This window comes from Blastococcus sp. SYSU D01042 (assembly GCF_054050515.1).
On record NZ_JBJGZM010000002.1, the window covers coordinates 161,516 to 183,907 of the forward strand.

Here is a 22,392-nt window from a genome sequence, read left to right on the forward strand (position 1 = left end):
GTGACCCGCCTCCGGGCGACGGGCGAGGACCAGGCGGCCCTGCTGGCGGCGGTCGGTCCGCTGCTGGAGGCGCTCGGCGCGATGCCCGGATTCCGCGGTGGCGACTTCGGCCGCGCCGCCGACGACCCCGACCTGTGGGCGCTGGTCACCCGCTGGGACGGCGTCGGCGCCTACCGGCGGGGGCTCTCGGCGGCCGCGGTGAAGATCGCCGGGGCGCCGGTGTGGGTGCACGCGCTCGACGAGCCGGGCGTCTACGTGCCCGACGACCCGGCGTGACGGGGGTCGACGCCGTGCTGGCGGCGAGCCGGGCGGGGGTCCGCCGGCTCGCTCCGCGCGAGGTGGTCGAGGCGCAGGCGCGCGGCGCGCTGGTCGTGGACACCCGCACGGAGGTCCAGCGCCGGCGCCAGGGCGAGCTGCCGGGGGCGGTGGTCATCGACCGGACCGTGCTGGAGTGGCGGCTGGACCCGGCGTCGGACGCCCGGATCCCCGAGGCGACCGGCTACGACCTCGAGGTCGTCGTCGTGTGCCGGCAGGGCTTCAGCTCCAGCCTCGCCGCCGCCTCGCTGCGCGCGGTGGGGCTGCACCGGGCCACCGACCTCGACGGCGGCGTCGAGGCGTGGCTCGCCGCCGGGCTGCCGGTGGACGAGGGCCCGGCCGACGTGCGGGAGTGACGTCGCGGAGGTCCCACGACCGGGGCTGCTGAGCGCCTACGGTCGGCCGGTGGCCAGCCGCACCCGCACCGCCCGGTACGCCCGCCGCCGCAAGCGCCGCATGGACGCCGTCGAGCACGACCTGACCCGCGAGCAGTGGACGGCGCTGCAGGAGCTGTGGGGCGGCTGCGCGTACTGCGGTGCCACCGGCGTCCCGATGCAGCGTGACTGCGTGCTGCCGATCTCGCGGGGCGGGCGCTACACGCTGGACAACATCGCGCCGGCCTGCGGCTCGTGCAACGCGAGCAAGTGCAACGACGAGGTCACCGGCTGGATGCGCCGCAAGCGGCTGGACGAGCGGGCGTTCCTGGTCCGGCACGCCGAGGTGCGGATGCTGCTGGCCGAGCACTTCTGCGACGAGGTCGTGCACGCCGAGGCGTAGGTCGGGGGAGCGGCGGGCACCGGACACAGGAGCCCCGCCGTCGGCGGGCCGAGGCACCGCGGAGGCGCCGGCATGACCGATCGGACCGACGACCCCCGGGTGGCCGACGGGCCGACGCGCGACATCACCCTCCCGCCGCTGCCCGACCGGCCACCGCCGGCGCTGCCCGAGGCGTGGGCCGGGCTCCGCGGAGCCGTGGACGCGCCGACCACCGCGGTCCCGGGCCCCCTCGCACCACCGGTCCGGCCTGCTCCGGAGGCCCCCGACCCCGCAGCCGCCGAGGTACGCCGCGCCGCGGGGCGCCGCACCGACGAGATCGTGCGGTCACCCGGGCCGGTGCGGGAGCGGACGCTGGCCTTCAGCGCGCCGGAGATGCGGCACCGCCCCATCGAGCCGGTGCGGGTGGGCGCCACCCCGCGCCGCTGGCCGTGGGTGCTGCTGGCCCTCGTGCCCCTCCTGGTGATCCTCGGGTCGGCGGTGGCCTGGCTGCTGCTGCTCCGGGGCGCGTGAGGTCGCGCCGACCGCGGTCGGGAGGGCCCGGCGCGCCGACTAACGTCTAGGGGTCAACCGCCGACCGCCAGCCGGATGGAGCATCCCCTCGTGGCAACCAGCACTCCCGAAACGACCGACCGCAAGCGCGACCCGCAGCGCCTGGACAAGGTCGTCAACCTCTGCAAGCGACGGGGCTTCGTCTTCCCGTCCGGGGAGATCTACGGCGGCACCCGCTCCGCCTGGGACTACGGTCCGCTGGGCGTCGAGCTCAAGGAGAACATCAAGAAGCAGTGGTGGCGCACCGTCGTCCAGAGCCGGGACGACATCGTCGGCCTGGACTCCTCGGTGATCCTGCCCCGCCAGACCTGGGTGGCCTCGGGCCACGTCGGCGTCTTCACCGACCCGCTGACCGAGTGCCAGAGCTGCCACAAGCGCTTCCGGGCCGACCACCTCGAGGAGGACTTCGAGGCGCGCAAGGGGCGGGCGCCGGAGAACGGCCTGGCCGACATCACCTGCCCGAACTGCGGCACCAAGGGCGCGTGGACCGAGCCGCGCGACTTCAACATGATGCTCAAGACCTACTTGGGCCCCGTCGAGGACGAGTCCGGGCTGCACTACCTGCGCCCCGAGACCGCGCAGGGCATCTTCGTCAACTTCGCCAACGTCATGGGCGCCGCGCGCAAGAAGCCGCCGTTCGGTATCGGCCAGATCGGCAAGTCGTTCCGCAACGAGATCACCCCCGGCAACTTCATCTTCCGCACCCGCGAGTTCGAGCAGATGGAGATGGAGTTCTTCGTCGAGCCGGGCACCGACGAGCAGTGGCACCAGTACTGGATCGACCAGCGGACGGCCTGGTACACCGACCTCGGCATCGACCCGGACAACCTGCGGCACTACGAGCACGCGAAGGAGAAGCTGTCGCACTACTCGAAGCGCACCGTCGACATCGAGTACCGCTTCGGCTTCCAGGGTTCGGAGTGGGGTGAGCTCGAGGGCATCGCCAACCGCACCGACTTCGACCTGAAGACCCACACCGAGCACTCGGGCACCGACCTGTCCTACTTCGACCAGGCGACCAACACCCGCTGGACGCCGTACGTCATCGAGCCGGCGGCCGGCCTGACCCGCTCGCTGATGGCCTTCCTCATCGAGGCCTACACCGAGGACGAGGCGCCCAACGCCAAGGGCGGCGTCGACACCCGCACGGTGCTCACCCTCGACCCCCGGCTGGCGCCGGTGAAGGCCGCCGTCCTGCCGCTGTCGCGCAACGCCGACCTCTCCCCGAAGGCGAAGGACCTGGCCACCGCGCTGCGGCGGAACTGGAACGTCGACTTCGACGACGCCGGTGCCATCGGCCGGCGGTACCGCCGCCAGGACGAGGTCGGGACGCCGTTCTGCATCACGGTCGACTTCGACACCCTCGAGGACCAGGCCGTGACCATCCGCGAGCGGGACTCGATGAGCCAGGAGCGGGTCGGCCTGGACCAGGTCGAGTCCTACCTGGCCGCACGCCTCGTCGGCTGCTGAGCCCGACGGTGTGCGCCGGGGCCCGGTTCCGGCACGCGGAACCGGGCCCGGGCGCACACGCTTCGGCCACGGTCCGGCTGCGGTCGATGACGAGCGGCGACGTCCCCGCGGTCCTCGCCGTGCAGGAGCCGGGCGCGATCCGCGCGCTGGCGGCGGTCTTCCCCCAGGACGAGCACCCGTTCCCACGGGAGGACGTGGCGAGCCGCTGGTCGGAGGAGATCCCCGACCCGGGGATCGACTGCGCCGTGGTCCTGCTGCGCGAGGACGTCGTGGGCTTCGCCGCGGTGCGCGGGGACGAGCTCCTGCACCTCGGCATCGCCGTCGAGCACTGGGGCACGGAGGTGTCGGACGCCGCGCACGACGCGGTGCTCGGCCTCCTGCGCCGCCGGGGAGTCGAGCGGACCTGGCTCAAGGTGTTCGCGGGCAACGCCCGCGCTCGGCGCTTCTACGAGCGGCACGGCTGGCGGCCGACGGGCGAGCGCACCTGGAGCACCTTCCCGCCGCACCCGGAGCTGCTCCTGTACGAGCGGTCCCTCACGGGAGCGGATCAGGCCGGCTTCTGCCACACGAGCAGGTAGCGCCAGAACAGCAGCTGCCGCACCTGGACGCCGGGCAGCACCGCCCCGGCCTGCGCCCTCACCTCGCGGGTGGTCAGCGCGCCGTCCTGCACGGGCATGACGTCGTGGGTGTCCTCGTGCCGCCACAGCTGGGCGCCGGTGACCGGCCGCACGGCGGCGAACACCAGGCCCAGACCGTGGTGCCCGACGGCGGAGGCGAGCTGGACCGGCAGGTCGCGGGGCAGCTCCACCCGGGGCAGGGCCACGGCCGCCAGGACGCCGCCGGGTCGCAGCCACCCGGCCATCCGGGGCAGGGCCTCGGCCAGCGGCAGGTGGTGGAGGACCGCCACGCTGAGGACGGCGTCGTAGGCGTCGTCCGGGATGTCGGTGTCCATCGCGTCGGCGACCCGCAGCGAGAGGTTCGGCGGGGCCGACCGGCGGGCGGCGTCGATCATCACCGGCGAGCGGTCGATGCCCTCGACGTGCGGGACGGTGGCCGCGAGGCGGCGGGCCAGGGTGCCGGCGCCGCAGCCGACGTCCAGCACGCGCTCGGCCCCCTCGGGCACCTGGCGCAGGAGCAGCCGGTGGTACCAGCTGTTGTGGTCCCAGTCCGTGATCATGCGGCGAGGCTGCCAGAGCCGGGGGACGGGACGGGTATCCGCGCCGGTCCCGCCGCAGCGTGGGACGTCCAGCCGCGGTGCGACGCGGCCGGACGTCGTGCCGTCCGGCTCAACGTCGGTCGTCTGCGCCCACCCGGTCGTCGGTGCGACGCAGCCAGCCGTCGTCCCCGGCATCGCCCCCTTGCCACCGGCCCGTGTCCCTGGGCACCACCGCGAACCCCCGGGCTGCCGGCCCCGGCGTCGCCAGCTGACGTCTCAGCAACCGCTCCAGCCGGACGCGGCCGGACGGCGACAGGTCGTCCCCGGCGACCCTGACGAAACGGACACCCAGGGACCGGAGGAGGTCCTCGGTCCGTTTCTCCCGCCAGAGCTCCTGCTCCGGGGTTCGGCCGAAGCCCGGCCGGCGGTAATTGACGCGCCCGTCGAACTCCACGGCCAGAGCGGCCTCGTCGTACCAGCCGTCGGCGACCTTCACGAGCCGTCCCTCGACCCAGAGCTCGACCTGGGGCTGGAAGGGAGGCAGACCGAGCGCGCCGAACGTCAGCCGGCCGCAGGTCTCCAGCCACGACTCCGCCCGGCCGTCGGCGAGTGCCACCGCGCGCACAGAGCGCGGGATCCCCGGCACGCTCGCCTGCCGCCCCAGCACCCGATCGAGCTCATTGCGGGTGGTCAGCCCGCGCAGCAGGGCCGCGTCGACGGCGGCGACGGCATCGACCTCGCGCCAGGCGCGTGCCAGGTCGACCACGGTGCGGGCAGCGGTCGTCACGCGGTAGGCGCCGCGAACGGTCACCTCGTCGTCGGGCAGGCCCGCGTGGGTCATGGACCAGCCCCGACCCCGACGCCAGCGCTGTGCGTCCGTCAGCTGCACGAGGTGGGGTTCGGCCCGGGGTCGGGGGAGACCCCAGACCCAGGCCGCGGTGGCGCCGCTGAAGACGGCCGAGGTGCGGTCCAGGCTCGCAGTGACCGCCAAGGCATCCAGCCCGGGGCGGCGGCCGGTGCGCTCCACCTCGGCGAGGTCGGTGGCGCTGACGAAGACACCCGGTCGCAGCCGCACCCACGCACCGGCTCGCACTGCGGTGGCCACCTCCCGCTGGCTCACTCCTCGGGCGGTGAGTTCGGAGGTGGTGAAGATCCCGAGCCGCCGTCGGGCGGGTTCGGTGACGGCCAGGGGCGCGGCAGGGACGTTGCTCATCGAGCGACGGTGTCCCCTACGGGCCACGGCGGGAGGTGGCCGGAGCAAGGTTGTGGATGCGGCATCCGGCTGGGGACGACGGCGTACCGCCAGTCCGGTCGACGTCCAGCCGCGCCGCACTGCGGCTGGACGTCCGCACGGGCGGCTGGACGCGTCGAGCTGGGTGAGGGACGAGGGGGTCGCACCGCGCCGCCTACCCTGGGTGCCGTGACCGCCACGCTCGAGCCGACGACGACGGCGCTCCCGCCGCTGCGGCTCGGGGCGCTCACCGTGGACCCCGCGGTGGTGCTCGCGCCGATGGCCGGCATCACCAACCCGGCGTTCCGCACGCTGTGCCGCGAGTTCGGGGCCGGCCTCTACGTCTGCGAGATGATCACCACGCGGGCGCTGGTCGAGCGGAACGACAAGACGCTGCGGATGATCCGCGCGACCGCCGACGAGAAGGACGCGTTCTCCGTCCAGCTCTACGGCGTGGACCCGGCGACGGTCGGCCGGGCCGTGGAGATGCTGGTCGACGAGGGCGTCGCCGGCACCCGCCCGGCGCACATCGACCTCAACTTCGGCTGCCCGGTGCCCAAGGTGACCCGCAAGGGTGGCGGCTCCGCGCTGCCGTGGCGCCGCGTCCTGCTGCGCGACATCGTGCGCTCGGCCGTGCGCGCCGCGGGCGACGTCCCGGTCACCATCAAGACCCGCATCGGCATCGACCCCGACCACGTCACCTACCTCGACGCCGGCCGGATCGCCCAGGACGAGGGCGCCGCGGCGATCACGCTGCACGGCCGCACCGCCGACCAGCTCTACAGCGGCACCGCCGACTGGGCGCCCATCGCTCGCCTGGTCGAGGCCGTCGACATCCCGGTGCTCGGCAACGGCGACGTCTGGGAGGCCGACGACGCCCTGCGCATGGTCGCAGAGACCGGCTGCGCGGGGGTGGTCATCGGCCGCGGCTGCCTGGGCCGCCCGTGGCTGTTCGGCGACCTCGCCGCGGCGTTCGCGGGGGGGTCCCGCCGGGCGCTGCCCACCATGCGCGAGGTCGCTGCGGTCATGCACCGGCACGCCACGCTGCTGGCCGTCGACCACGGCGAGCGGCACGGCTGCAGCGACTTCCGCAAGCACGTCGCCTGGTACCTCAAGGGCTTCTCGGTCGGGTCGGACGTCCGGCGCGCGCTGGCGATGGTCAGCAGCCTCGACGAGCTGGCCGAGCTGCTCGCGCGCATCCCCGACCAGCCCTACCCGACCGCGGTCCTCGGGGCGCCGCGCGGGCGCACCACCCCGCCCCGTCCGGTGGCGCTGCCCGAGGGCTGGCTGGCCGACCGGGACGACCCGCGGCCGCCGGTGGGCGCCGAACTGGAGACGAGCGGCGGATGACAGCGCCCCAGGGTCCCTTCCTCTACGACGACGGGCCGGCCCCGCTGCACACCGGCACGCCGCGCGCCGCGCGGGTCTGGCTGGTCCTCGGGATGCTCGGCGTGCTCGCGCTCGCGGTGCTGATGCTCGGCGGCATCTTCGTGTTCAAGGGCTCGGGCGACGAGCAGGCCACCCAGGTCACCGGCGTCTTCCTGGCCGCCCTGGATGCGGGCGACACCGAGACCACGCACGGGCTGCTCTGCGAGGAGGAGCGGGCGCGGCTGGCGCCCGGCGAGGTCGCCTCCGAGTACGGGGGAGCGGGCCGCGGCGAGGTCGTCGAGGTGCGCGACCACCCGGTCGAGGGCGCCCGCGAGCAGCTGGTCGGCGTCCGCTGGGAGGACGGCGGCACCACGCAGTTCACGGTCATCGGCGAGGACGGCCCGCGCATCTGCGGCATCGGCTGATCCGGCCGGGCGCGCTCCGGTACGGCACGATCACCCTCCAGGCCGGAACGGGTGGGCGGACGCGGAGGTGCGGGGCGATGACCAGCGGGGCCACGTGGGTCTACGACTTCAGCCAGGGCAGCAAGGACCAGAAGGACCTGCTCGGCGGGAAGGGCGCGAACCTCGCCGAGATGACCAACCTGGGGCTGCCGGTCCCGCCGGGCTTCACCATCACCACCGACGCCTGCCGCCACTACCTCGAGCACGGGGGGACGCCGGCGGAGCTGGCCGGCCAGGTCAGCGAGCACCTGCGGGCGCTGGAGGAGGCGATGGGCAAGACCCTCGGCGACCCGGCCGACCCGCTGCTGGTCTCGGTGCGGTCCGGGGCCGCCGCGTCCATGCCCGGGATGATGGAGACGGTCCTCAACGTCGGGCTCAACGACGCCTCGGTGCACGGCCTGGCCCAGCAGTCGGGCAGCGAGCGCTTCGCATGGGACTCCTACCGCCGGCTGATCCAGATGTTCGGCAGGACGGTGCTCGGCATCGACGGCGAGCTGTTCGACGACGCCCTGGACGCGGTCAAGGCCGAGCAGGGCACCGAGAGCGACCTCGACCTGGACGCCGCACACCTGCAGGACGTCGTGGCGCGGTTCAAGGGCATCGTGCGCGAGCACACCGGCCGGGACTTCCCGCAGGACCCGCGGGAGCAGATGGACCTGGCGATCACCGCCGTCTTCGACTCGTGGAACTCCGACCGAGCGGTCATCTACCGGCGGCGGGAGCGGATCCCCGGCGACGCCGGCACCGCGGTGAACGTGTGCGCGATGGTCTTCGGCAACCTCGGCATGGATTCCGGCACCGGCGTCGCCTTCACCCGGGACCCGGGCAGCGGCGCGCAGGGCGTGTACGGCGACTACCTGCAGAACGCGCAGGGGGAGGACGTCGTCGCCGGCATCCGCAACACCGTGCCGCTGGCGCAGCTGCAGGACATCGACGCGGGCGCCTACGGCGAGCTCATGGCGATCATGAGCCGCCTCGAGGCGCACTACCGCGACCTGTGCGACATCGAGTTCACCGTCGAGCGCGAGAAGCTGTGGATGCTGCAAACCCGCGTCGGCAAGCGCACCGCGGCCGCGGCCTTCGTCATCGCCGCCCAGCTGGTCGACGAGGACCTCATCGACATGGACGAGGCCGTCCGCCGGGTCACCGGTGACCAGCTGGCGCAGCTGATGTTCCCGCGGTTCGTCGCGGGCGGGGACGCCCGGCAGCTCACCCAGGGCATGAACGCCTCACCGGGCGCCGCCGTCGGCAAGGCGGTGTTCTCCTCGGAGATCGCCGCGCAGTGGGCCGGGCGGGGCGAGCAGGTCGTCCTGGTGCGGCGGGAGACCAACCCCGACGACCTGTCCGGGATGATCGCCGCCCAGGGCGTGCTCACCAGCCGCGGCGGCAAGACCTCGCACGCCGCCGTCGTCGCCCGCGGCATGGGCAAGACGTGCGTCTGCGGTGCCGAGGAGCTGCAGGTCGACACCCGGGCGCGCAAGTTCACCGCGCCCGACGGCACCGTCGTGCACGAGGGCGACGTCATCTCGATCGACGGGTCCACCGGGCAGGTGTGGCTGGGCGAGGTGCCGGTCGAGCCGTCGTCGGTGGTGCGCTACTTCGAGGGCGAGATCGACCCGGCGTCCGAAAAGGCCGACGAGCTCGTGCGCAGCGTGCACCGCATCCTCGGCCACGCCGACCGGGTGCGGCGGCTGGACGTCCGCACCAACGCCGACACCCCGGAGGACGCCGCGCGTGCCCGCCGCTTCGGCGCCCGGGGCATCGGGCTGTGCCGGACCGAGCACATGTTCCTCGGCGACCGCCGCCAGCTGGTGGAGAAGCTGATCCTGGCCGACGGCGACGAGGAGCGGCAGAGCGCGCTGGACGCGCTGGAGCCGCTGCAGAAGCAGGACTTCCTGGAGATCTTCGAGGCCATGGACGGGCTGCCGGTGACCATCCGGCTGCTGGACCCGCCGCTGCACGAGTTCCTGCCCGACCTGACCGAGCTCTCGGTGCGCGTCGCGCTGGCCGAGGAACGCGGCGAGCCCGACGAGGGCAACCTGCGGCTGCTGGCCGCCGTCCGCGGCATGCACGAGTCCAACCCCATGCTCGGCCTGCGCGGCGTGCGCCTGGGCCTGGTCGTCCCCGGGCTGTTCGCCATGCAGGTGCGGGCGATCGCCGAGGCGGCTTGCGAGCGGAAGCAGGCCGGCGGTGACCCGCGGCCGGAGATCATGATCCCGCTGGTCGGCGCGGTGCAGGAGCTGGAGGCGATCCGCGAGGAGGCGCAGCGGGTGCTCGCCGAGGTGTGCGAGACCTGCGGCATCGACGTGCAGCCGCTGATCGGCACCATGATCGAGGTGCCGCGCGCCGCGCTGACGGCGGGGGAGATCGCCGGCTCGGCGGAGTTCTTCTCGTTCGGGACCAACGACCTGACCCAGATGACGTGGGGCTTCTCCCGGGACGACGTCGAGGCCGCGTTCTTCCACGCCTACCTGGACAAGGGCATCTTCGGCGTCTCTCCGTTCGAGTCGCTCGACCGCCCGGGCGTCGGCCGCCTCGTGGAGGTCGCGGTCGAGGCGGGCCGTGCGGCCCGCCCCGACCTCAAGCTCGGCATCTGCGGCGAGCACGGCGGCGACCCCGACTCGGTGCAGTTCTTCCACGAGGTGGGCCTGGACTACGTGTCCTGCTCCCCGTTCCGGGTGCCGGTCGCCCGGCTGGAGGCCGGCCGGGCCGCACTGGGCGGCGAGCGCGCCGGCGCCTAGCGACTTAGGCGCAGACCAGGCCGCTGCGGAGGGCGTCCAGGTTCGCCGCCATCAGCTCCGGATAGGTCTCGCCGTCGGCCACCCGCTCGACCGGGTGCAGCACGCCGGTGCCGAGCCCGAGCTCGGCGGCCAGCGTCCCCGCCACCCCCGGCCCCGCGGCGGCCTCGAAGAAGACCGTCCGGGCGCCGGTGTCCCGCACCTCGTCGGCCACCCGGCGCAGCCGGGCGGGGGAGACCTCGACGTGCGGGTCGACGCCGGCGACGCCGATCTGGCGCAGGCCGTACCGGTCGGCGAGGTAACCGAAGGCCTCGTGCGAGGCGAGCAGCGTCGCCCCCTCGCACGGGGCCAGCACCTCGCGGTACCGGTCGTCGAGCTCCTGCAGCGCGGCGGTCAGCCGCTCGGCCCCCGCGGCGTACTCGTCGGCGTGGTCCGGGTCGGCCGCCGCGAGCCCGTCGGACACCTGGTCGGCGAGCTCGGCGAGCCGCACCGGGTCCAGCCAGAAGTGCGGGTCCTCCGCCCGGTCGGCCAGCGGTGCGGCGTCGACGAGGCGCTCGGGGTCCTGCTGGTCGAGCGTCTCGTCCACCGCCGGCTGGAGGCCGCCGGACAGGTGGACGACGACGTCGGCCGCCTCGATCGTCACCACGTCCCGCGGCGACAGCTCCAGCCCGTGGCTGTCCCCGCCGCCCGGGGTGAGGTTGGTGACCTGCACCAGGTCCCCGCCCACCTCGTCCGCGACGTAGGCGAGCGGGTAGGAGGTGGCGACCACCTCCACCCGCCCGTCAGCGGCCCTGTCCTCCGCGCCGCAGGCGGTGAGCCCGCAGACGAGGCAGCCCGTCAGCGCGAGGACGCCGAGGGTCCCTCCGCGGTTCACTCGTCGTGCTCGCCCTCGTGCTCGTGCTCGGCGTGCTCCTCGACGTCCCCGGAGACGCCGGAGAGCTCGTTGGGCACCACGTCGAGGGCGGCGCTCTTCCAGACGGTGCCGGCCGCGATGTCGACGGCGTGGATCTCCCGGGTGGCGGGCTCGGTCACGTAGGCCATGCCGTCGACCACCACGACCTGCGGGTGCGGGTCCTGCCAGTCGTCGGACTCCTGCCACGGGCCGGTGACCGGGATCGAGCGGGTCACGGTGCCGGTGACGACGTCGATGACCTGCAGGTTGCCGTCGTAGGTCAGGACCAGGCCCTCGCCGTCCGGGCCGCGGTCGAAGGACTGGTACCAGTAGGGCGCCGGCAGGTCGAGCAGCCGCATCGAAGCGGTCGCGGTGTCGATCAGGGCGACGGTGCTCGACCGGTCCTCGGCGCTGCGCTCGTAGTCGCCGAGCACCACGGCTGAGTCCTCGGTGCCGAACTGGTTGCCGATGCGGCCGTAGGCGTCCGGGCTCTGGATCTTGGTCAGCTCACCGTCCGCGTACAGGACGGCGCCGTCCTGGCAGCCGATGACGACCGCCTCCCCGGCGGCGACGGTCTCGCCGTGCACGGAGGGGCAGTCGTCGCGCGCGGTGATCTCCTCGCCGTCGGCGTCCAGGATGCGCACCCCGCTGCGCGACTCCTCGGTGCCGTCGGAGACCAGCACGGTGCCGTCCGCCAGTTCGACGGCCACGCCGTGGTGCGCGTCGGGGGTGGAGAACTCGAGCAGCTCGAGGTCGTCGTCGGCGATGTGCGCGCTGTCGAAGGCGGTGACGTCGCCGGTGCCGTCGTCGAACAGGACGGTGCGGCCGGCGTGGGCGACCACGTGGCCGGGCTTCTCGGCCGGGAAGACCGTGTCGGTGAGCTGCGGGTCGGCGGTGTAGTAGTGGCTGTGGTCGCCGTGCGGCTCGGCCCAGGCGCCGCCGTCGAGCAGCTGGAAGCCGCCCTGGGTCGAGACGAGGAAGTGCCGTCCGTCGCCGGCCGGGTTCAGCCGGTTGAAGCCCTCGAGGGGCTCGTCGGCGAGGACCTCGAGCGTGGTGGCGTCCAGGACCTGGATGCCGCCGTCGTAGGTGAAGGCCAGGCGCGGCGCGCTGGCGCCGACCTCGGTGGGCTCGTCGGCGGCGGGGGTGGCCTCGCTCGTGGGCGCGGCAGCGGCGTCGCCGTCGTCCTCGGACGCGCACCCTGCGGCGAGCACGAGGGGCAGCGCCGCGGCGAGGACGGCGGTGCGGAGGGAGGGGGTGGGGCGGGATCGCACGGGGGCTCCAGGTGGTCGGGGACGTTCCCCGGCACCATAGCCTGACGATGAGAATCATTCGCAACTAGGGGTGGATCCGGACATGCGGACGCCCCGGCCCGCACGAGGCGGGCCGGGGCGTCGAAGGGGTGGCTCAGCCGTGCAGGTCGAAGCGGTCGAGCTCCATGACCTTGACCCAGGCCGCGACGAAGTCGCGGACGAACTTCTCCCGCGCGTCGTCGGCCGAGTAGACCTCGACGATGCCGCGGAGGATGGAGTTCGAGTTGAACACCAGGTCCACGGCGGTGGCGGTGCGGACGACGTTCCCGTCCGCGTCCAGGCCCTCGTAGACGCCCTCGCCCTCGGCCGCGGTCCGCCACGAGATGCCCAGGTCGAGCAGGTTGGTGAAGAAGTCCTGCGACAGGACGCCGGGGCGGTCGGTGAAGACGCCGTGCTGCACGCCGCCGGTGTTCGCGCCGAGCACGCGCAGACCGCCGACGAGGAGGGTCATCTCCTTGGCGGTGAGCTCGAGCATGTACGCCTTGTCGACCAGGAGCGTCTCGGGCTGGAGCTTGCTGCCCGGGGCGATCCAGTTGCGGAAGCCGTCGGCCCGCGTCTCGAGCCACCGGAAGTTCTCGACGTCGGTCTGCTCCTGCGAGGCGTCCGTGCGACCCGGGTGGAACGGCACGGTCACCTGCACACCGGCGTCCGCTGCCGCCTTCTCCACCGCGGCGCTGCCGCCGAGCACGATCAGGTCGGCCAGCGAGACCTTCGCGCCGGTCTGCTGCTCGAACTCGCCCTTGACCCGCTCCAGCACCGGCAGCACGTCACGGACGCCCTCGTTGGCGGCCCAGCCGATCTGCGGCTCGAGCCGGATCCGGGCGCCGTTGGCGCCACCGCGCTTGTCGGTGCCGCGGTAGGACGCGGCGGCCGACCAGGCCGTGTGCACCAGCTGGGGGACGGTCAGCCCGGAGGACAGCAGGCGCTGCTTGAGGTCGGCGATCTGCGCCTCGCCCACGAGCTCGTGGTCGACTGCCGGGACCGGGTCCTGCCAGATGAGGTCCTCGGCCGGGACGTCGGGGCCCAGGTAGCGGACCTTCGGGCCCATGTCGCGGTGCAGCAGCTTGAACCACGCGCGGGCGTACTGGTCGGCGAAGTACTCCGGGTCGTCCCGGAAGCGCTCGGCGTACGCGCGGAGCTCGGGGTCGACCTTGAGGGCCATGTCCGCCGTGGACATCATCGGCGGGTTCTTCTTGCCCTCGATGTGCGCGTCGGGGACGAGATCCTGCGCCTCGGGGTTGCTCGGCTGCCACTGCTTCGCGCCGGCCGGGCTCTCGACGAGCTCCCAGTCGAAGCCGAACAGCATGTCCCAGTAGGAGTTGTCCCACGACGTCGGCGTCGGGGTCCAGGCGCCCTCGAGGCCGCTGGTGATGGTGTCCGCGCCCTTGCCCGTGCCGTGCTGGCTGATCCAGCCCAGGCCGTTGCCGTGCACGGGGCAGCCCTCGGGCTCCGGGCCCACCAGCTCGGGGTTGCCGGCGCCGTGGGTCTTGCCGAAGGTGTGACCGCCGGCGATCAGGGCGACCGTCTCCTCGTCGGTCATGCCCATGCGGCGGAAGGTCTGCTTGATGTCGTGCCCGGAGCCCAGCGGGTCCGGCTTGCCCTTCGGGCCCTCCGGGTTGACGTAGATCAGGCCCATGGTGACGTTGGCCAGCGGGCCCTCGTCCAGGTCCAGCGGGTCGTCACCGGCGTAGCGCTCGTCGCCGAGCCAGGTGTCCTCGGGGCCCCAGAAGACCTCCTGCGGCTGCCAGCTGTCCTGGCGGCCGAAGGCGAAGCCGAAGGTCGGCAGGCCCATGTCGTCGTGCGCGACGTTGCCGGCGAGCACCAGCAGGTCGGCCCAGGAGAGCTTCCGGCCGTACTTCTGCTTGATCGGCAGCAGCAGGCGCCGGGCCTTGTCCAGGTTGGCGTTGTCCGGCCAGCTGTTGAGGGGGGCGAACCGCTGGCCGCCCTCCCCGCCGCCGCCGCGGCCGTCGGCGATGCGGTAGGTGCCGGCCGCGTGCCAGGACATGCGGATGAACAGCGGGCCGTAGTGGCCCCAGTCGGCCGGCCACCAGTCCTGGGACGTGCGCATGACCTCGACGACGTCGCGCTTGACCGCCTCGACGTCCAGCTCGGCGAAGGCCGCCCGGTAGTCGAAGTCCTCCCCGAGCGGGTCCGAGTCCTTGGAGGGCTTGTTCAGCACCTGCAGGTCGACCTGGTTGGGCCACCAGTCGCGGTTCGTCCGCGGGCGCCCCCCGGTGTGCGCCTCCGGCGACGGGATCGCCGGGTTCTCGCTCTCGCTGGTGCTCTCGGTCTGGACCTTGTTGGTCTCGTCCTTCACGGTCTCCCTCTTCTCTGCGGCGGTGGTTCGGGGCTCAGGCGGACGCAGCCGCGGTGCAGTCCGGGCAGCGGCCCCAGTAGATGACCTCCGCCTCGTCGATCTCGTACCCGGCATCATCGCTGGCGGTCAGGCAGGGCGAGCTGCCCACCGCGCAGTCGACGTCGACGATGGCTCCGCACGAGCGGCAGACCAGGTGGTGGTGGTTGTCGCCGGTGCGGCTCTCGTAGCGCGCGACCGAGCCCTCGGGCTGGAACCGGCGGACCAGCCCGACCTCGGTGAGCGTCCGGAGGACGTCGTAGACGGCCTGGTGGGACACCGGGCCCGAGGCCGAGCGCACCGCCGCGATGAGCGAGTCGGTGTCGGCGTGCGGGCTGCCGTGCACGGCGGTCAGCACGGCCAACCGCGGGCGGGTGACCCGCAACCCGGCGCTGCGCAGCATCGACTCGAAGTCCGCTGTCGTCGGCACCTCCCGAGCTTCCCGCACGGACTTGAACGGATCAAGACCAGGGTGGCCCCTGGCCGTCGGACCGGCGTGGTACCCATGACGCGTGGGGGTGCGACTGCGGAGCCTGGTGGCGCGGGTGATCGGTGCCGCCGTCCTCGCGTCGCTGCTGCTGGTCGCGGCCACCGCCCTGGCCATCTGGTGGACGGCGCGGCAGGACTCCCGGCCGGCGTCCGACGCGATCGTCGTGCTGGGATCGGCGCAGTACAACGGCGTCCCGTCCTCGATCTTCGAGGCGCGGCTCGAGCACGCGCTCGCCCTGCACGAGGCCGGCGTCGCCCCCGTGATCGTCACCGTCGGCGGCAAGGCCGCGGGGGACGCGTTCACCGAGGCCGAGGCGGGCCGCGACTACCTGGCGGCCGCCGGCATCCCCGCCGACGCGCTGCTCGCCGTGCCCGAGGGCGTGGACACGCTGGAGAGCATGCGGGTCGTGGCCGGCGCGTTCGCGGAGCGCGGCTGGTCCAGCGCCGTCCTGGTCACCGACCCGTGGCACGCGATGCGGGCCGAGCGCATGGCCGCGGACGCGGGCATCAGCGCGGAGAGCTCGCCGACCCGGCAGGGGCCCGCGGTGCAGACCCGGGTCACGCAGTTCCGGTACATCCTGCGGGAGACGGCGGCCTACCTGCTCTACCGCGTGACCGGGGAGTCCGTGGCCGGCGCTCCGGGGATCGGCTGAGGAGGCATGGTGCTGCAACTGGGCAAGGCCGGCGCGCACGGCGTCGGCAGGGGCGTCCTGCCGGTGCTGGCCGACGGCGCGGTCGTGGCCACCCTCCAGGCGTCGAACTGGAAGGAGCAGGCCACCGCGTCCATCGGCGAGCGCGAGTGGCTGTTCAGCAAGCGCAAGAGCGAGGTGACGGCGCGCTGGGCGGTCGACCCCGATGACACCGCGCGGCTGCGGGCCCGGCAGACGTCGTTCTGGAAGGGCACCTGGGCCGCGGAGCTCGACGGCACCACCGTGGAGGTCGAGACCCTGTCCCACTGGAAGGGCACCCACCGCTACCTCTCCGGTGGGCAGGAGGTCGCCCGCAGCGACTCGACCGGCGGGTGGTCCCCGCAGCCGACGCTCGAGGCGTCACCGCAGGTGCCGCTGGAGCACCGGGTCTTCCTGCTGTGGCTGGAGCTGGTGATCACCCGGCGCAACGACGCCGCGCTCACCGCGGCGACCGGTGCCGCCGTGGTCGGGGGCAGCTCCTGATGGCCGGCCGGGGACGCATCCGGGCGGCCGACATCGCGCTGGTGCGCGAGCGGTCCCGCATCGACGAGATCGTCGGCGAGCACCTGCAGCTCAAGAACGCCGGCGGCGGCAGCCTGAAGGGGCTGTGCCCCTTCCACGACGAGAAGTCCCCGTCGTTCCAGGTGACCCCCAGCCGCGGGCTCTTCCACTGCTTCGGCTGCGGGGTGGGCGGCGACGTCATCTCCTTCATCCAGCAGATCGACCACCTCTCCTTCTCCGAGGCCGTCGAGCTGCTGGCCGGCCGGGCGAACATCGAGCTCAAGTACGAGGACGACGGCGGGCGGCCCACGGCCGGGCCCGACCGCGCCTCGGTGGGTCAGCGCGCGCGGCTGGTCGCCGCCAACACCGCGGCGGCGGCGTTCTTCGCCGAGCAGCTGGGCACGCCCGACGCGGCACCGGCCCGCCAGTTCCTCGCCGAGCGCGGCTTCGACCGGCAGGTGGCGCTCGACTTCGGCTGCGGGTTCGCCCCGGGCGGCTGGGACGCGCTCACCCGCCACCTGCGGGGGGCCGGCTTCACGCAGAACGAGCTGGTCACCGGCGGGCTGGCCAAGGAGTCCTCCCGCGGCACGCTGATCGACCGCTTCCACCGCAGGCTGGTGTGGCCCATCCGCGACATCACCGGCGACGTCATCGGCTTCGGCGCACGGAAGCTGATGGACGACGACCCCGGCCCGAAGTACCTGAACACCCCCGAGACCCCGCTCTACAAGAAGAGCACCGTCCTCTACGGGATCGAGCGGGCCAAGCGGGACATCGCCAAGCGGCACCAGGCCGTCGTCGTCGAGGGGTACACCGACGTCATGGCCTGCCACCTGGCCGGCGTCACCACCGCCGTCGCCTCGTGCGGCACGGCCTTCGGCGGTGAGCACATCAGCGTGCTGCGCCGGCTGCTGATGGACCAGGACGAGTTCCGCGGAGAGGTCGTCTACACCTTCGACGGGGACGCCGCCGGCCAGGCGGCCGCGATGAAGACGTTCAAGGAGGACCAGCGCTTCGTGGCGCAGACCTTCGTGGCCGTCGAGCCCGACGGCCGCGACCCGTGCGAGCTGCGCCAGGAGCAGGGGGACGCCGCGGTGCGCGACCTCATCGCGCGCCGCTCGCCGCTGATCGAGTTCGTGCTCAAGACGACGCTGGCCGACTACGACCTGGACACGGTCGAGGGGCGGGTCGCGGCGCTCGAGAAGACCGCGCCGCTGCTCGCGCAGATCAAGGACCACGCGCTGCGCCCGGCCTACGCCCGGCGGCTGGCCGCGCTGATCGGCGACACCGACGAGGCCGACGTGCTCGCGCGGGTGCGCCGGCACACGGGGGAGGGGCAGGCGCCCGCCCGCGGCCGGCCGCGCGCGCCGCAGCGCACCCCGGACGACGCCGCGCTGGCCGTCGAGCGGGAGGCGGTCAAGGCGGCGCTGCAGGTGCCCGAGCTCGCCGGCCCGGCCTTCGACGCGGTGCCGGCCGAGGCCTACACCGACCCCGACCTCGCCGCCGTGGCCGCGGCGGTCGCCGCCACCGGTGGAGCGGCCGGGGCGACGGTCACCGGCCCGGCCTGGCTGGACCTGGTCGCCGAGCACTGCGACCGGGAGAGCGCCCGCCCCCAGCTGACCGCGCTGGCGGTCGAGCCGCTGCGCTCCCGGGGCGAGGCCGACGCCGGCTACGTCGGCGCGGTCATGGCGCGACTGCAGGAGATGGCGACGGTCCGCCAGATCGCCGTGCTGAAGGGCCGGCTCCAGCGGATGAACCCGGTCGAGAGCGGCGACGAGTACATGAAGGCGTTCAAGCAGCTGATGGACCTCGAGCAGCTGGCGATCTCGCTGCGCAAGCGCGCCATCGGGGGGCTGGGATGAGCCTGCTCGACGGGCTGCGGCGGCGCTTCGCCCGCGCACCCGAGGCGGTGCGTGCGGGGCTGGCCGACGGCGAGCAGCCGCTGGCGTGGGGCGCGCTCACCCGGGACGAGGGCTGGCTGGTGGCCACCGACCGCGGCTTGCGCCGGCTGGGTGCCGACGGCGTCGTCGACGGCCCGCTGCCGTGGCACGAGATCGCCTCGGCGAAGTGGACGGCGGCCGGCGAGACCGGCGGCACGTTCCTGGTCACGCCGCTGGCCGAGGTGGAGCCGGGCGTGCAGGCGCGGCTACCGGTGCAGCGGCACGCGCTGGCCGACGCCGGTGACCTGCCGAGCGTGGTCCGCCGGCGGGTCGACCAGACGGTCGTGGCGAGCCAGCGGTCGCCGCTGCCCGGCCGCGGAGGTGTGCTGCTGGTGGCCCGGCGGATCCCCGGTCAGGCCGGGCGGGAGTGGACCGTGGTGTTCGACGACGACGCCGACCGCGCCGACCCGGTCGCCCGCGAGACGGCGCGGCAGAAGCTGGCCGACCTGGTGGCCGCGGAGCAGCCGGACTGAGCCGGGGCTCAGCGGGGGGCGTCGCTGCCCATCTTGGCGCGGATCGAGGAGACGGCGTCGTCGGCGCGGGCCTGCGCCATGCCGGCGAGGCTCTGCAGGCGCGGGTCGTCCTTGGCGCGGTCCCAGCCGCGCCGGATCTGCTCGTAGCGCTCGCGGCCGGCCCGTGCGCCGAGCACGTAACCGGCACCGAAACCGGCGAGGAACGACAGCTTCGCCACGGGGACCTCCAGGGCAACGACAGCGGAACAGTCGATGACGGTACCTGTGAGGATCATCGCCACCGGACACGGCCGAGGGGGCTGAGGGAGGCTGCGGGCGTTGCGGTAGTCTCGTCGGGCCAGCGGGTGCTCGCGCCCGCTCGTCCCCCGTAGCTCAATTGGCAGAGCATGCGACTGTTAATCGCAGGGTTACTGGTTCAAGTCCAGTCGGGGGAGCAAAACCCGGGTCAGCCGCTTGAGGCCCCTCCGCACGTCGCCGTTGCGACGGATCGTGATCCGAATGTGCCTCCTGCCTGACGCGGACATCGAGTTCGAACGCGCAACATCTGGCGGGCCAGGTCGGCCTTTCGTGCTCCTCGTCCGGCAGCAAGCCGCCGACCCGCGCTGAGATCCTCGGGGTAGGACCATCTCTGGTCCTCAGCCCTTCGGTGCGCGTCAGCGCCGCCCGTCGGACCGGACCCGCTCGGTTGATCGGTTCGGTCGCCGCGCAGGTACTCGATGGTTGAGCCGGCGAGCAACCCCAGACGCAGACCTCATCCTGGCTTACGGCAGATCACCCTCACCGGATGCGTGCGGCCCTCCTCGATGTTGCGGGCCGAGTTGCGCCACTTCTCAACAGCCCCAGGCCCCATGAGCACATGCAGGCCGAGGGCCGGCAGTTCGCCACGTTCCGCCAGTGCCAGGGTCGCCCGGTATCTCTGCAGGTCGTCCTGGCCGGTGTCGGTGACGTCGATGTCGACGAAACCCGCTGCGCCGAGGAGTTCTACGGTCTCCTCGGGCGTCACGAGGAACTCCCCTCGGCCGTCCTCCGACCAGGGCACCGGGTGGTATGTCGGACCCGCGTTCCCTCGGCCGTGTTCCGTGATCGCGAAGAATCCACCAGGTCGGATCACCCGCCAGGCCTCACCGAAGAGGGAGGGCCGGTCCGGCACGTTCATCGTGACGTGCTGGGCGTAGCCGCCGTCAAACGTTTCGTCGCCGTATGGCAGGGCCTGACCGTCCCCCTGTCGCAGGTCGACCACTGCCCCCATCCCGAGCAACTCCGTCAGCCGCCGGCCGGCGTCGATGAACGGCCCGGTCACGTCGATGCCGCTGACCCGGCAACCGAAGCGCCGGGCGAAGTAGCGCGCCGGCCCCCCGAGCCCGCAACCCACGTCGAGCAAGTGGTCCCCGGCCCTCGCTGGAAGGGAGTCGCCGAGCTCGATCGTGGCCGGTAACCCGCGAGCGTGGAAGTGGTCGACCGGGGCGAGGTCCTCGATGGTCAGCGCGTCGAGTGACTTCCCGGCCGCGTGGAGCGCGGTGATGATTCGACCGTAGACATCCCCGCTGGCCCAGTGCTCGGCGACCGCGGTAGTCATCGAGGACTCCCGGCACCTCGGATGAAGGACTCGAGAAGCATGGCCATCTCCTCCTCGCTCCTGAGCCGGAGTGGTTCACCGTAGAGAAGAAATGGTCGGCGGACGGCGCCTGCTTTCCCCGCCCCAGCTCAACCACTTGGCTCACTGGGGGCCTGGACCTCTTGGGCCTTGTACTCCTCTACGGGTCGATGGTGTCGCCCGCTGGTGCCTCACGTACAGACCTTTCCATGCCCGCCAAGGCGACGTCTGTCGCGAGGCGCGGGGAGGCATCGAGGCGCTCGGCGAGTGAGGCGCCTGCTCGGCCCTCCGCCGGGAGGGGAGGGGCAGTCGGGGAAGCGCCTCATCGAGGACCTCGGCCATCCGGTCGGGGTCTTCTGCGTCCGGGGGTCGAGCCCGGAGGATCGGCCGCCCTCGACGCTGGTCAGCGGCCCGGAAGTGTCGTACCCCGCGCCTAGCGTGGGGTCATGGCATCGAGGGGCGCGTTCGCGGTCGGTGTGACCGTGGTGCCGGTCGATGCCGCGCCCTCGCCGTGGGCGCCGGCCGATCCGGATCCCGGGCCGCGGGTGGAGCGGCTGGCCGAGTGGCTGCCGCGTCGCCGGTCGTCGGCGGAGTCGGCGGGTTTCCTGCAGCAGGTGACGGCGGCCGAGGCGAAGCTGGCGTCGCTGAAGCTGGAGCTGGCGCTCGACATCGCCGCGGCCCCCCCGGTCGGCGACGATGTCCGGCCGGGGCGGGCCGGTGAGGCCGAGCACGGGCCGGCCGGGACCAGCGAGTTCGCCCTGGACGAGCTGGCGCTGATCCTGGGGGTCAGCCGGGCGGCGGCGGTGACGCTGCTGGACCACGCGCACGTGCTGTCCACCCGGCTGCCGTGCACGTGGGCGGCGCTGGCCGCCGGGGCGCTGGACTGGCCGCGTGCCCGGGCGATCGCCGCGGAGCTGGGCCGCCCCGCCGATGACAGCGACCCGGCCGTCGTCGCCGCGGTCGAGGCCGCGGTGCTACCGGTCGCGGGCGGCCAGTCGATCCGGGGCCTGCGGGAGCGGGTGCACCGCGAGCTGGCCGCCCGCGACCAGGCCGCCGCCGACCGGCGCCGGAAACAGGCCCGCCAGGCCGCCGACGTGACGATCCGGCGGATCGGCAACGGCATGAGCGAGCTGGCCCTGCGGATGCCGCACCCCGAGGCGGTCGCCTGCCGCCGCACCCTGGACGCGCACGCCCGCACCGCCCAGGCCGCCGGTGACCGCCGCCCGATCGGCGTGCTGCGGGTCAGCGCGGGCCTGGACCTGCTGCTGCGGCCCTGGCAGCAGCAGCCACCGGTCACCGCGCACCTGACCGTCATCGCCCCGCTCGACGCGCTCACCGTCGGCAGGTTCCTCGACGGCGGCGCCCCGCTGCCCGCCGCCTACCGCCGGCCGGGAGCCGAAGCACCGGTGGCAGACGTCGACGGGCAGCCGATCACCGCCGCCCACCTGCGCGAGCTGCTGGCCCAGCTCGACGCCGTGGGCCCGGGCGGACTCCGAGCACCGGCCGGCGGCACCCTCGACATCGCCCTCACCGACCACCGGGGCCGGCTGCTCGCCGTCACCGGCCGGCAGGAGCTCGAGCGCCTCGCCCGCCGCGGCTGCCCCGACCACCCCCACCAGCGCTGCGGCTGCCCGCTGCTCGGCGCGCCACCGCCGGTGGGCCGCTACACCCCGACGGCCGCGCAACGCCGCTACCTCACCGCCCGCGACCGCGCCTGCCGCCACCCCGGCTGCCACGTACCCGCCGCACGCGCCGACCTCGACCACGTCGTGCCACACGGAGACGGCAGCGCCACCGACTGCGCCAACCTCTGCTGCCTGTGCCGCCGCCACCACCGGCTCAAGACCCACGCCCCCGGCTGGACCCACACCCTCGACGACGACGGCACGCTCACCGTCCTCACCCCCAGCGGCGTCACCCGGATCAGCCGACCACCGGGCCACCGCGTGCTCACCGAGCCACCCGGACCACCACCGGCAGTGGCGGACGATCCGCCGCCGTTCTGACCCGAACAGGTCGACGGCTGCCCGGCACACGGACGGGGCGCCGGTCGAGCTGCTGCAGATCGACCACGAGCGACGAC

22 protein-coding genes, 1 tRNA gene and 1 pseudogene are annotated in these 22,392 nt (G+C 73.7%); 15 read left to right on the forward strand and 9 right to left on the reverse strand.

Annotation, left to right across the window (positions count from 1 at the left end; translation table 11 throughout):
- The 6 genes from ACI79H_RS04940 (at position 1) to ACI79H_RS04965 (ending at position 3,689) form a co-directional block, all read left to right on the forward strand.
- Positions 1-276: an antibiotic biosynthesis monooxygenase family protein gene (locus tag ACI79H_RS04940; RefSeq protein ID WP_456553263.1), complete on the forward strand. Its 276-nt coding sequence runs from the start codon at positions 1-3 to the stop codon at positions 274-276.
- Positions 273-671, forward strand: coding sequence for a rhodanese-like domain-containing protein (locus ACI79H_RS04945; protein WP_456553264.1), 399 nt, complete (start codon positions 273-275; stop codon positions 669-671). Before ACI79H_RS04940 ends, ACI79H_RS04945 begins: the two co-directional genes overlap by 4 nt.
- Before the next feature lie 49 nt (positions 672-720).
- The gene (locus tag ACI79H_RS04950) at positions 721-1,092 is read left to right on the forward strand and encodes an HNH endonuclease (RefSeq protein ID WP_456553265.1); all 372 of its coding nucleotides are present in this window, start codon (positions 721-723) and stop codon (positions 1,090-1,092) included.
- Between the two features lie 72 nt (positions 1,093-1,164).
- The gene (locus ACI79H_RS04955; RefSeq protein ID WP_456553266.1) at positions 1,165-1,602 is read left to right on the forward strand and encodes a hypothetical protein; all 438 of its coding nucleotides are present in this window, start codon (positions 1,165-1,167) and stop codon (positions 1,600-1,602) included.
- Between the two features lie 90 nt (positions 1,603-1,692).
- A complete protein-coding gene (locus ACI79H_RS04960) occupies positions 1,693-3,111 on the forward strand; it encodes a glycine--tRNA ligase (RefSeq protein WP_456553267.1) in 1,419 nt (472 codons plus the stop codon).
- 8 nt (positions 3,112-3,119) lie between these two features.
- Complete coding sequence (locus ACI79H_RS04965) at positions 3,120-3,689, forward strand: N-acetyltransferase family protein (protein ID WP_456553268.1); 570 nt, start codon at positions 3,120-3,122, stop codon at positions 3,687-3,689.
- Here ACI79H_RS04965 and ACI79H_RS04970 read toward each other — a convergent pair.
- From ACI79H_RS04970 to ACI79H_RS04980, 3 genes and pseudogenes are all read right to left on the reverse strand, one after another.
- The gene (locus ACI79H_RS04970; RefSeq protein WP_456553269.1) at positions 3,659-4,288 is read right to left on the reverse strand and encodes a class I SAM-dependent methyltransferase; all 630 of its coding nucleotides are present in this window, start codon (positions 4,286-4,288) and stop codon (positions 3,659-3,661) included. The two genes, ACI79H_RS04965 and ACI79H_RS04970, sit on opposite strands and share 31 nt — an antisense overlap.
- A gap of 109 nt (positions 4,289-4,397) precedes the next feature.
- Positions 4,398-5,294, reverse strand: a complete 897-nt coding sequence (locus ACI79H_RS04975) for a type IV toxin-antitoxin system AbiEi family antitoxin domain-containing protein (RefSeq protein ID WP_456553570.1) — start codon at positions 5,292-5,294, stop codon at positions 4,398-4,400.
- Positions 5,295-5,327: 33 nt separating this feature from the next.
- Positions 5,328-5,480, reverse strand: a pseudogene (locus ACI79H_RS04980) (type IV toxin-antitoxin system AbiEi family antitoxin domain-containing protein); the annotation flags it as partial.
- Positions 5,481-5,687: 207 nt separating this feature from the next.
- Here ACI79H_RS04980 and dusB point away from each other — a divergent pair.
- The 3 genes from dusB (at position 5,688) to ppdK (ending at position 10,071) form a co-directional block, all read left to right on the forward strand.
- The gene (dusB, locus tag ACI79H_RS04985; RefSeq protein WP_456553270.1) at positions 5,688-6,848 is read left to right on the forward strand and encodes a tRNA dihydrouridine synthase DusB; all 1,161 of its coding nucleotides are present in this window, start codon (positions 5,688-5,690) and stop codon (positions 6,846-6,848) included.
- Positions 6,845-7,291, forward strand: coding sequence for a hypothetical protein (locus ACI79H_RS04990; protein ID WP_456553271.1), 447 nt, complete (start codon positions 6,845-6,847; stop codon positions 7,289-7,291). The genes dusB and ACI79H_RS04990 overlap by 4 nt, the downstream gene beginning before the upstream one ends.
- 77 nt (positions 7,292-7,368) lie before the next feature.
- A complete protein-coding gene (gene ppdK, locus ACI79H_RS04995) occupies positions 7,369-10,071 on the forward strand; it encodes a pyruvate, phosphate dikinase (protein ID WP_456553272.1) in 2,703 nt (900 codons plus the stop codon).
- 4 nt (positions 10,072-10,075) lie between these two features.
- Here ppdK and ACI79H_RS05000 read toward each other — a convergent pair whose 3' ends face one another.
- The 4 genes from ACI79H_RS05000 to ACI79H_RS05015 all read right to left on the reverse strand — a co-directional run bounded on the left by ACI79H_RS05000 (position 10,076) and on the right by ACI79H_RS05015 (position 15,053).
- Positions 10,076-10,942 (reverse strand): metal ABC transporter substrate-binding protein, encoded by an 867-nt coding sequence (locus tag ACI79H_RS05000; RefSeq protein WP_456553273.1) that lies wholly within the window; start codon positions 10,940-10,942, stop codon positions 10,076-10,078.
- Complete coding sequence (gene aztD / locus ACI79H_RS05005; RefSeq protein WP_456553274.1) at positions 10,939-12,231, reverse strand: zinc metallochaperone AztD; 1,293 nt, start codon at positions 12,229-12,231, stop codon at positions 10,939-10,941. Before aztD ends, ACI79H_RS05000 begins: the two co-directional genes overlap by 4 nt.
- 133 nt (positions 12,232-12,364) lie before the next feature.
- Entirely contained in the window at positions 12,365-14,587 is a 2,223-nt protein-coding gene (gene katG, locus ACI79H_RS05010; RefSeq protein WP_456553275.1) for a catalase/peroxidase HPI, read from the reverse strand.
- Positions 14,588-14,621: 34 nt separating this feature from the next.
- Entirely contained in the window at positions 14,622-15,053 is a 432-nt protein-coding gene (locus ACI79H_RS05015; RefSeq protein ID WP_456553276.1) for a Fur family transcriptional regulator, read from the reverse strand.
- An 82-nt stretch (positions 15,054-15,135) separates the two neighbouring features.
- Between ACI79H_RS05015 and ACI79H_RS05020 the strand changes: the two genes are divergently transcribed.
- Genes ACI79H_RS05020 through ACI79H_RS05035 form a run of 4 tightly spaced genes read left to right on the forward strand, consistent with a single transcriptional unit; the run spans position 15,136 to position 18,715 of the window.
- A complete protein-coding gene (locus tag ACI79H_RS05020; protein ID WP_456553277.1) occupies positions 15,136-15,765 on the forward strand; it encodes a YdcF family protein in 630 nt (209 codons plus the stop codon).
- A gap of 6 nt (positions 15,766-15,771) precedes the next feature.
- Complete coding sequence (locus ACI79H_RS05025) at positions 15,772-16,284, forward strand: hypothetical protein (RefSeq protein WP_456553278.1); 513 nt, start codon at positions 15,772-15,774, stop codon at positions 16,282-16,284.
- Positions 16,284-18,164, forward strand: a complete 1,881-nt coding sequence (gene dnaG, locus ACI79H_RS05030) for a DNA primase (RefSeq protein ID WP_456553279.1) — start codon at positions 16,284-16,286, stop codon at positions 18,162-18,164. The genes ACI79H_RS05025 and dnaG overlap by 1 nt, the downstream gene beginning before the upstream one ends.
- Positions 18,161-18,715, forward strand: a complete 555-nt coding sequence (locus tag ACI79H_RS05035; protein ID WP_456553280.1) for a hypothetical protein — start codon at positions 18,161-18,163, stop codon at positions 18,713-18,715. The genes dnaG and ACI79H_RS05035 overlap by 4 nt, the downstream gene beginning before the upstream one ends.
- Before the next feature lie 8 nt (positions 18,716-18,723).
- Here ACI79H_RS05035 and ACI79H_RS05040 read toward each other — a convergent pair whose 3' ends face one another.
- On the reverse strand, positions 18,724-18,933 hold the full coding sequence (locus tag ACI79H_RS05040; RefSeq protein WP_456553281.1) for a hypothetical protein: 210 nt from the start codon (positions 18,931-18,933) through the stop codon (positions 18,724-18,726).
- Positions 18,934-19,076: 143 nt separating this feature from the next.
- On the opposite strand from ACI79H_RS05040, the gene ACI79H_RS05045 reads away from it, so the two are divergent.
- Positions 19,077-19,149, forward strand: a tRNA-Asn gene (locus ACI79H_RS05045).
- 317 nt (positions 19,150-19,466) lie between these two features.
- Here the strand turns inward: ACI79H_RS05045 and ACI79H_RS05050 are convergent.
- The gene (locus tag ACI79H_RS05050; protein ID WP_456553282.1) at positions 19,467-20,291 is read right to left on the reverse strand and encodes a class I SAM-dependent methyltransferase; all 825 of its coding nucleotides are present in this window, start codon (positions 20,289-20,291) and stop codon (positions 19,467-19,469) included.
- Positions 20,292-20,755: 464 nt separating this feature from the next.
- Here ACI79H_RS05050 and ACI79H_RS05055 point away from each other — a divergent pair, with 464 nt between their 5' ends.
- Positions 20,756-22,315, forward strand: a complete 1,560-nt coding sequence (locus tag ACI79H_RS05055) for a DUF222 domain-containing protein (protein ID WP_456553283.1) — start codon at positions 20,756-20,758, stop codon at positions 22,313-22,315.
- Positions 22,316-22,392 lie beyond the last annotated feature (77 nt).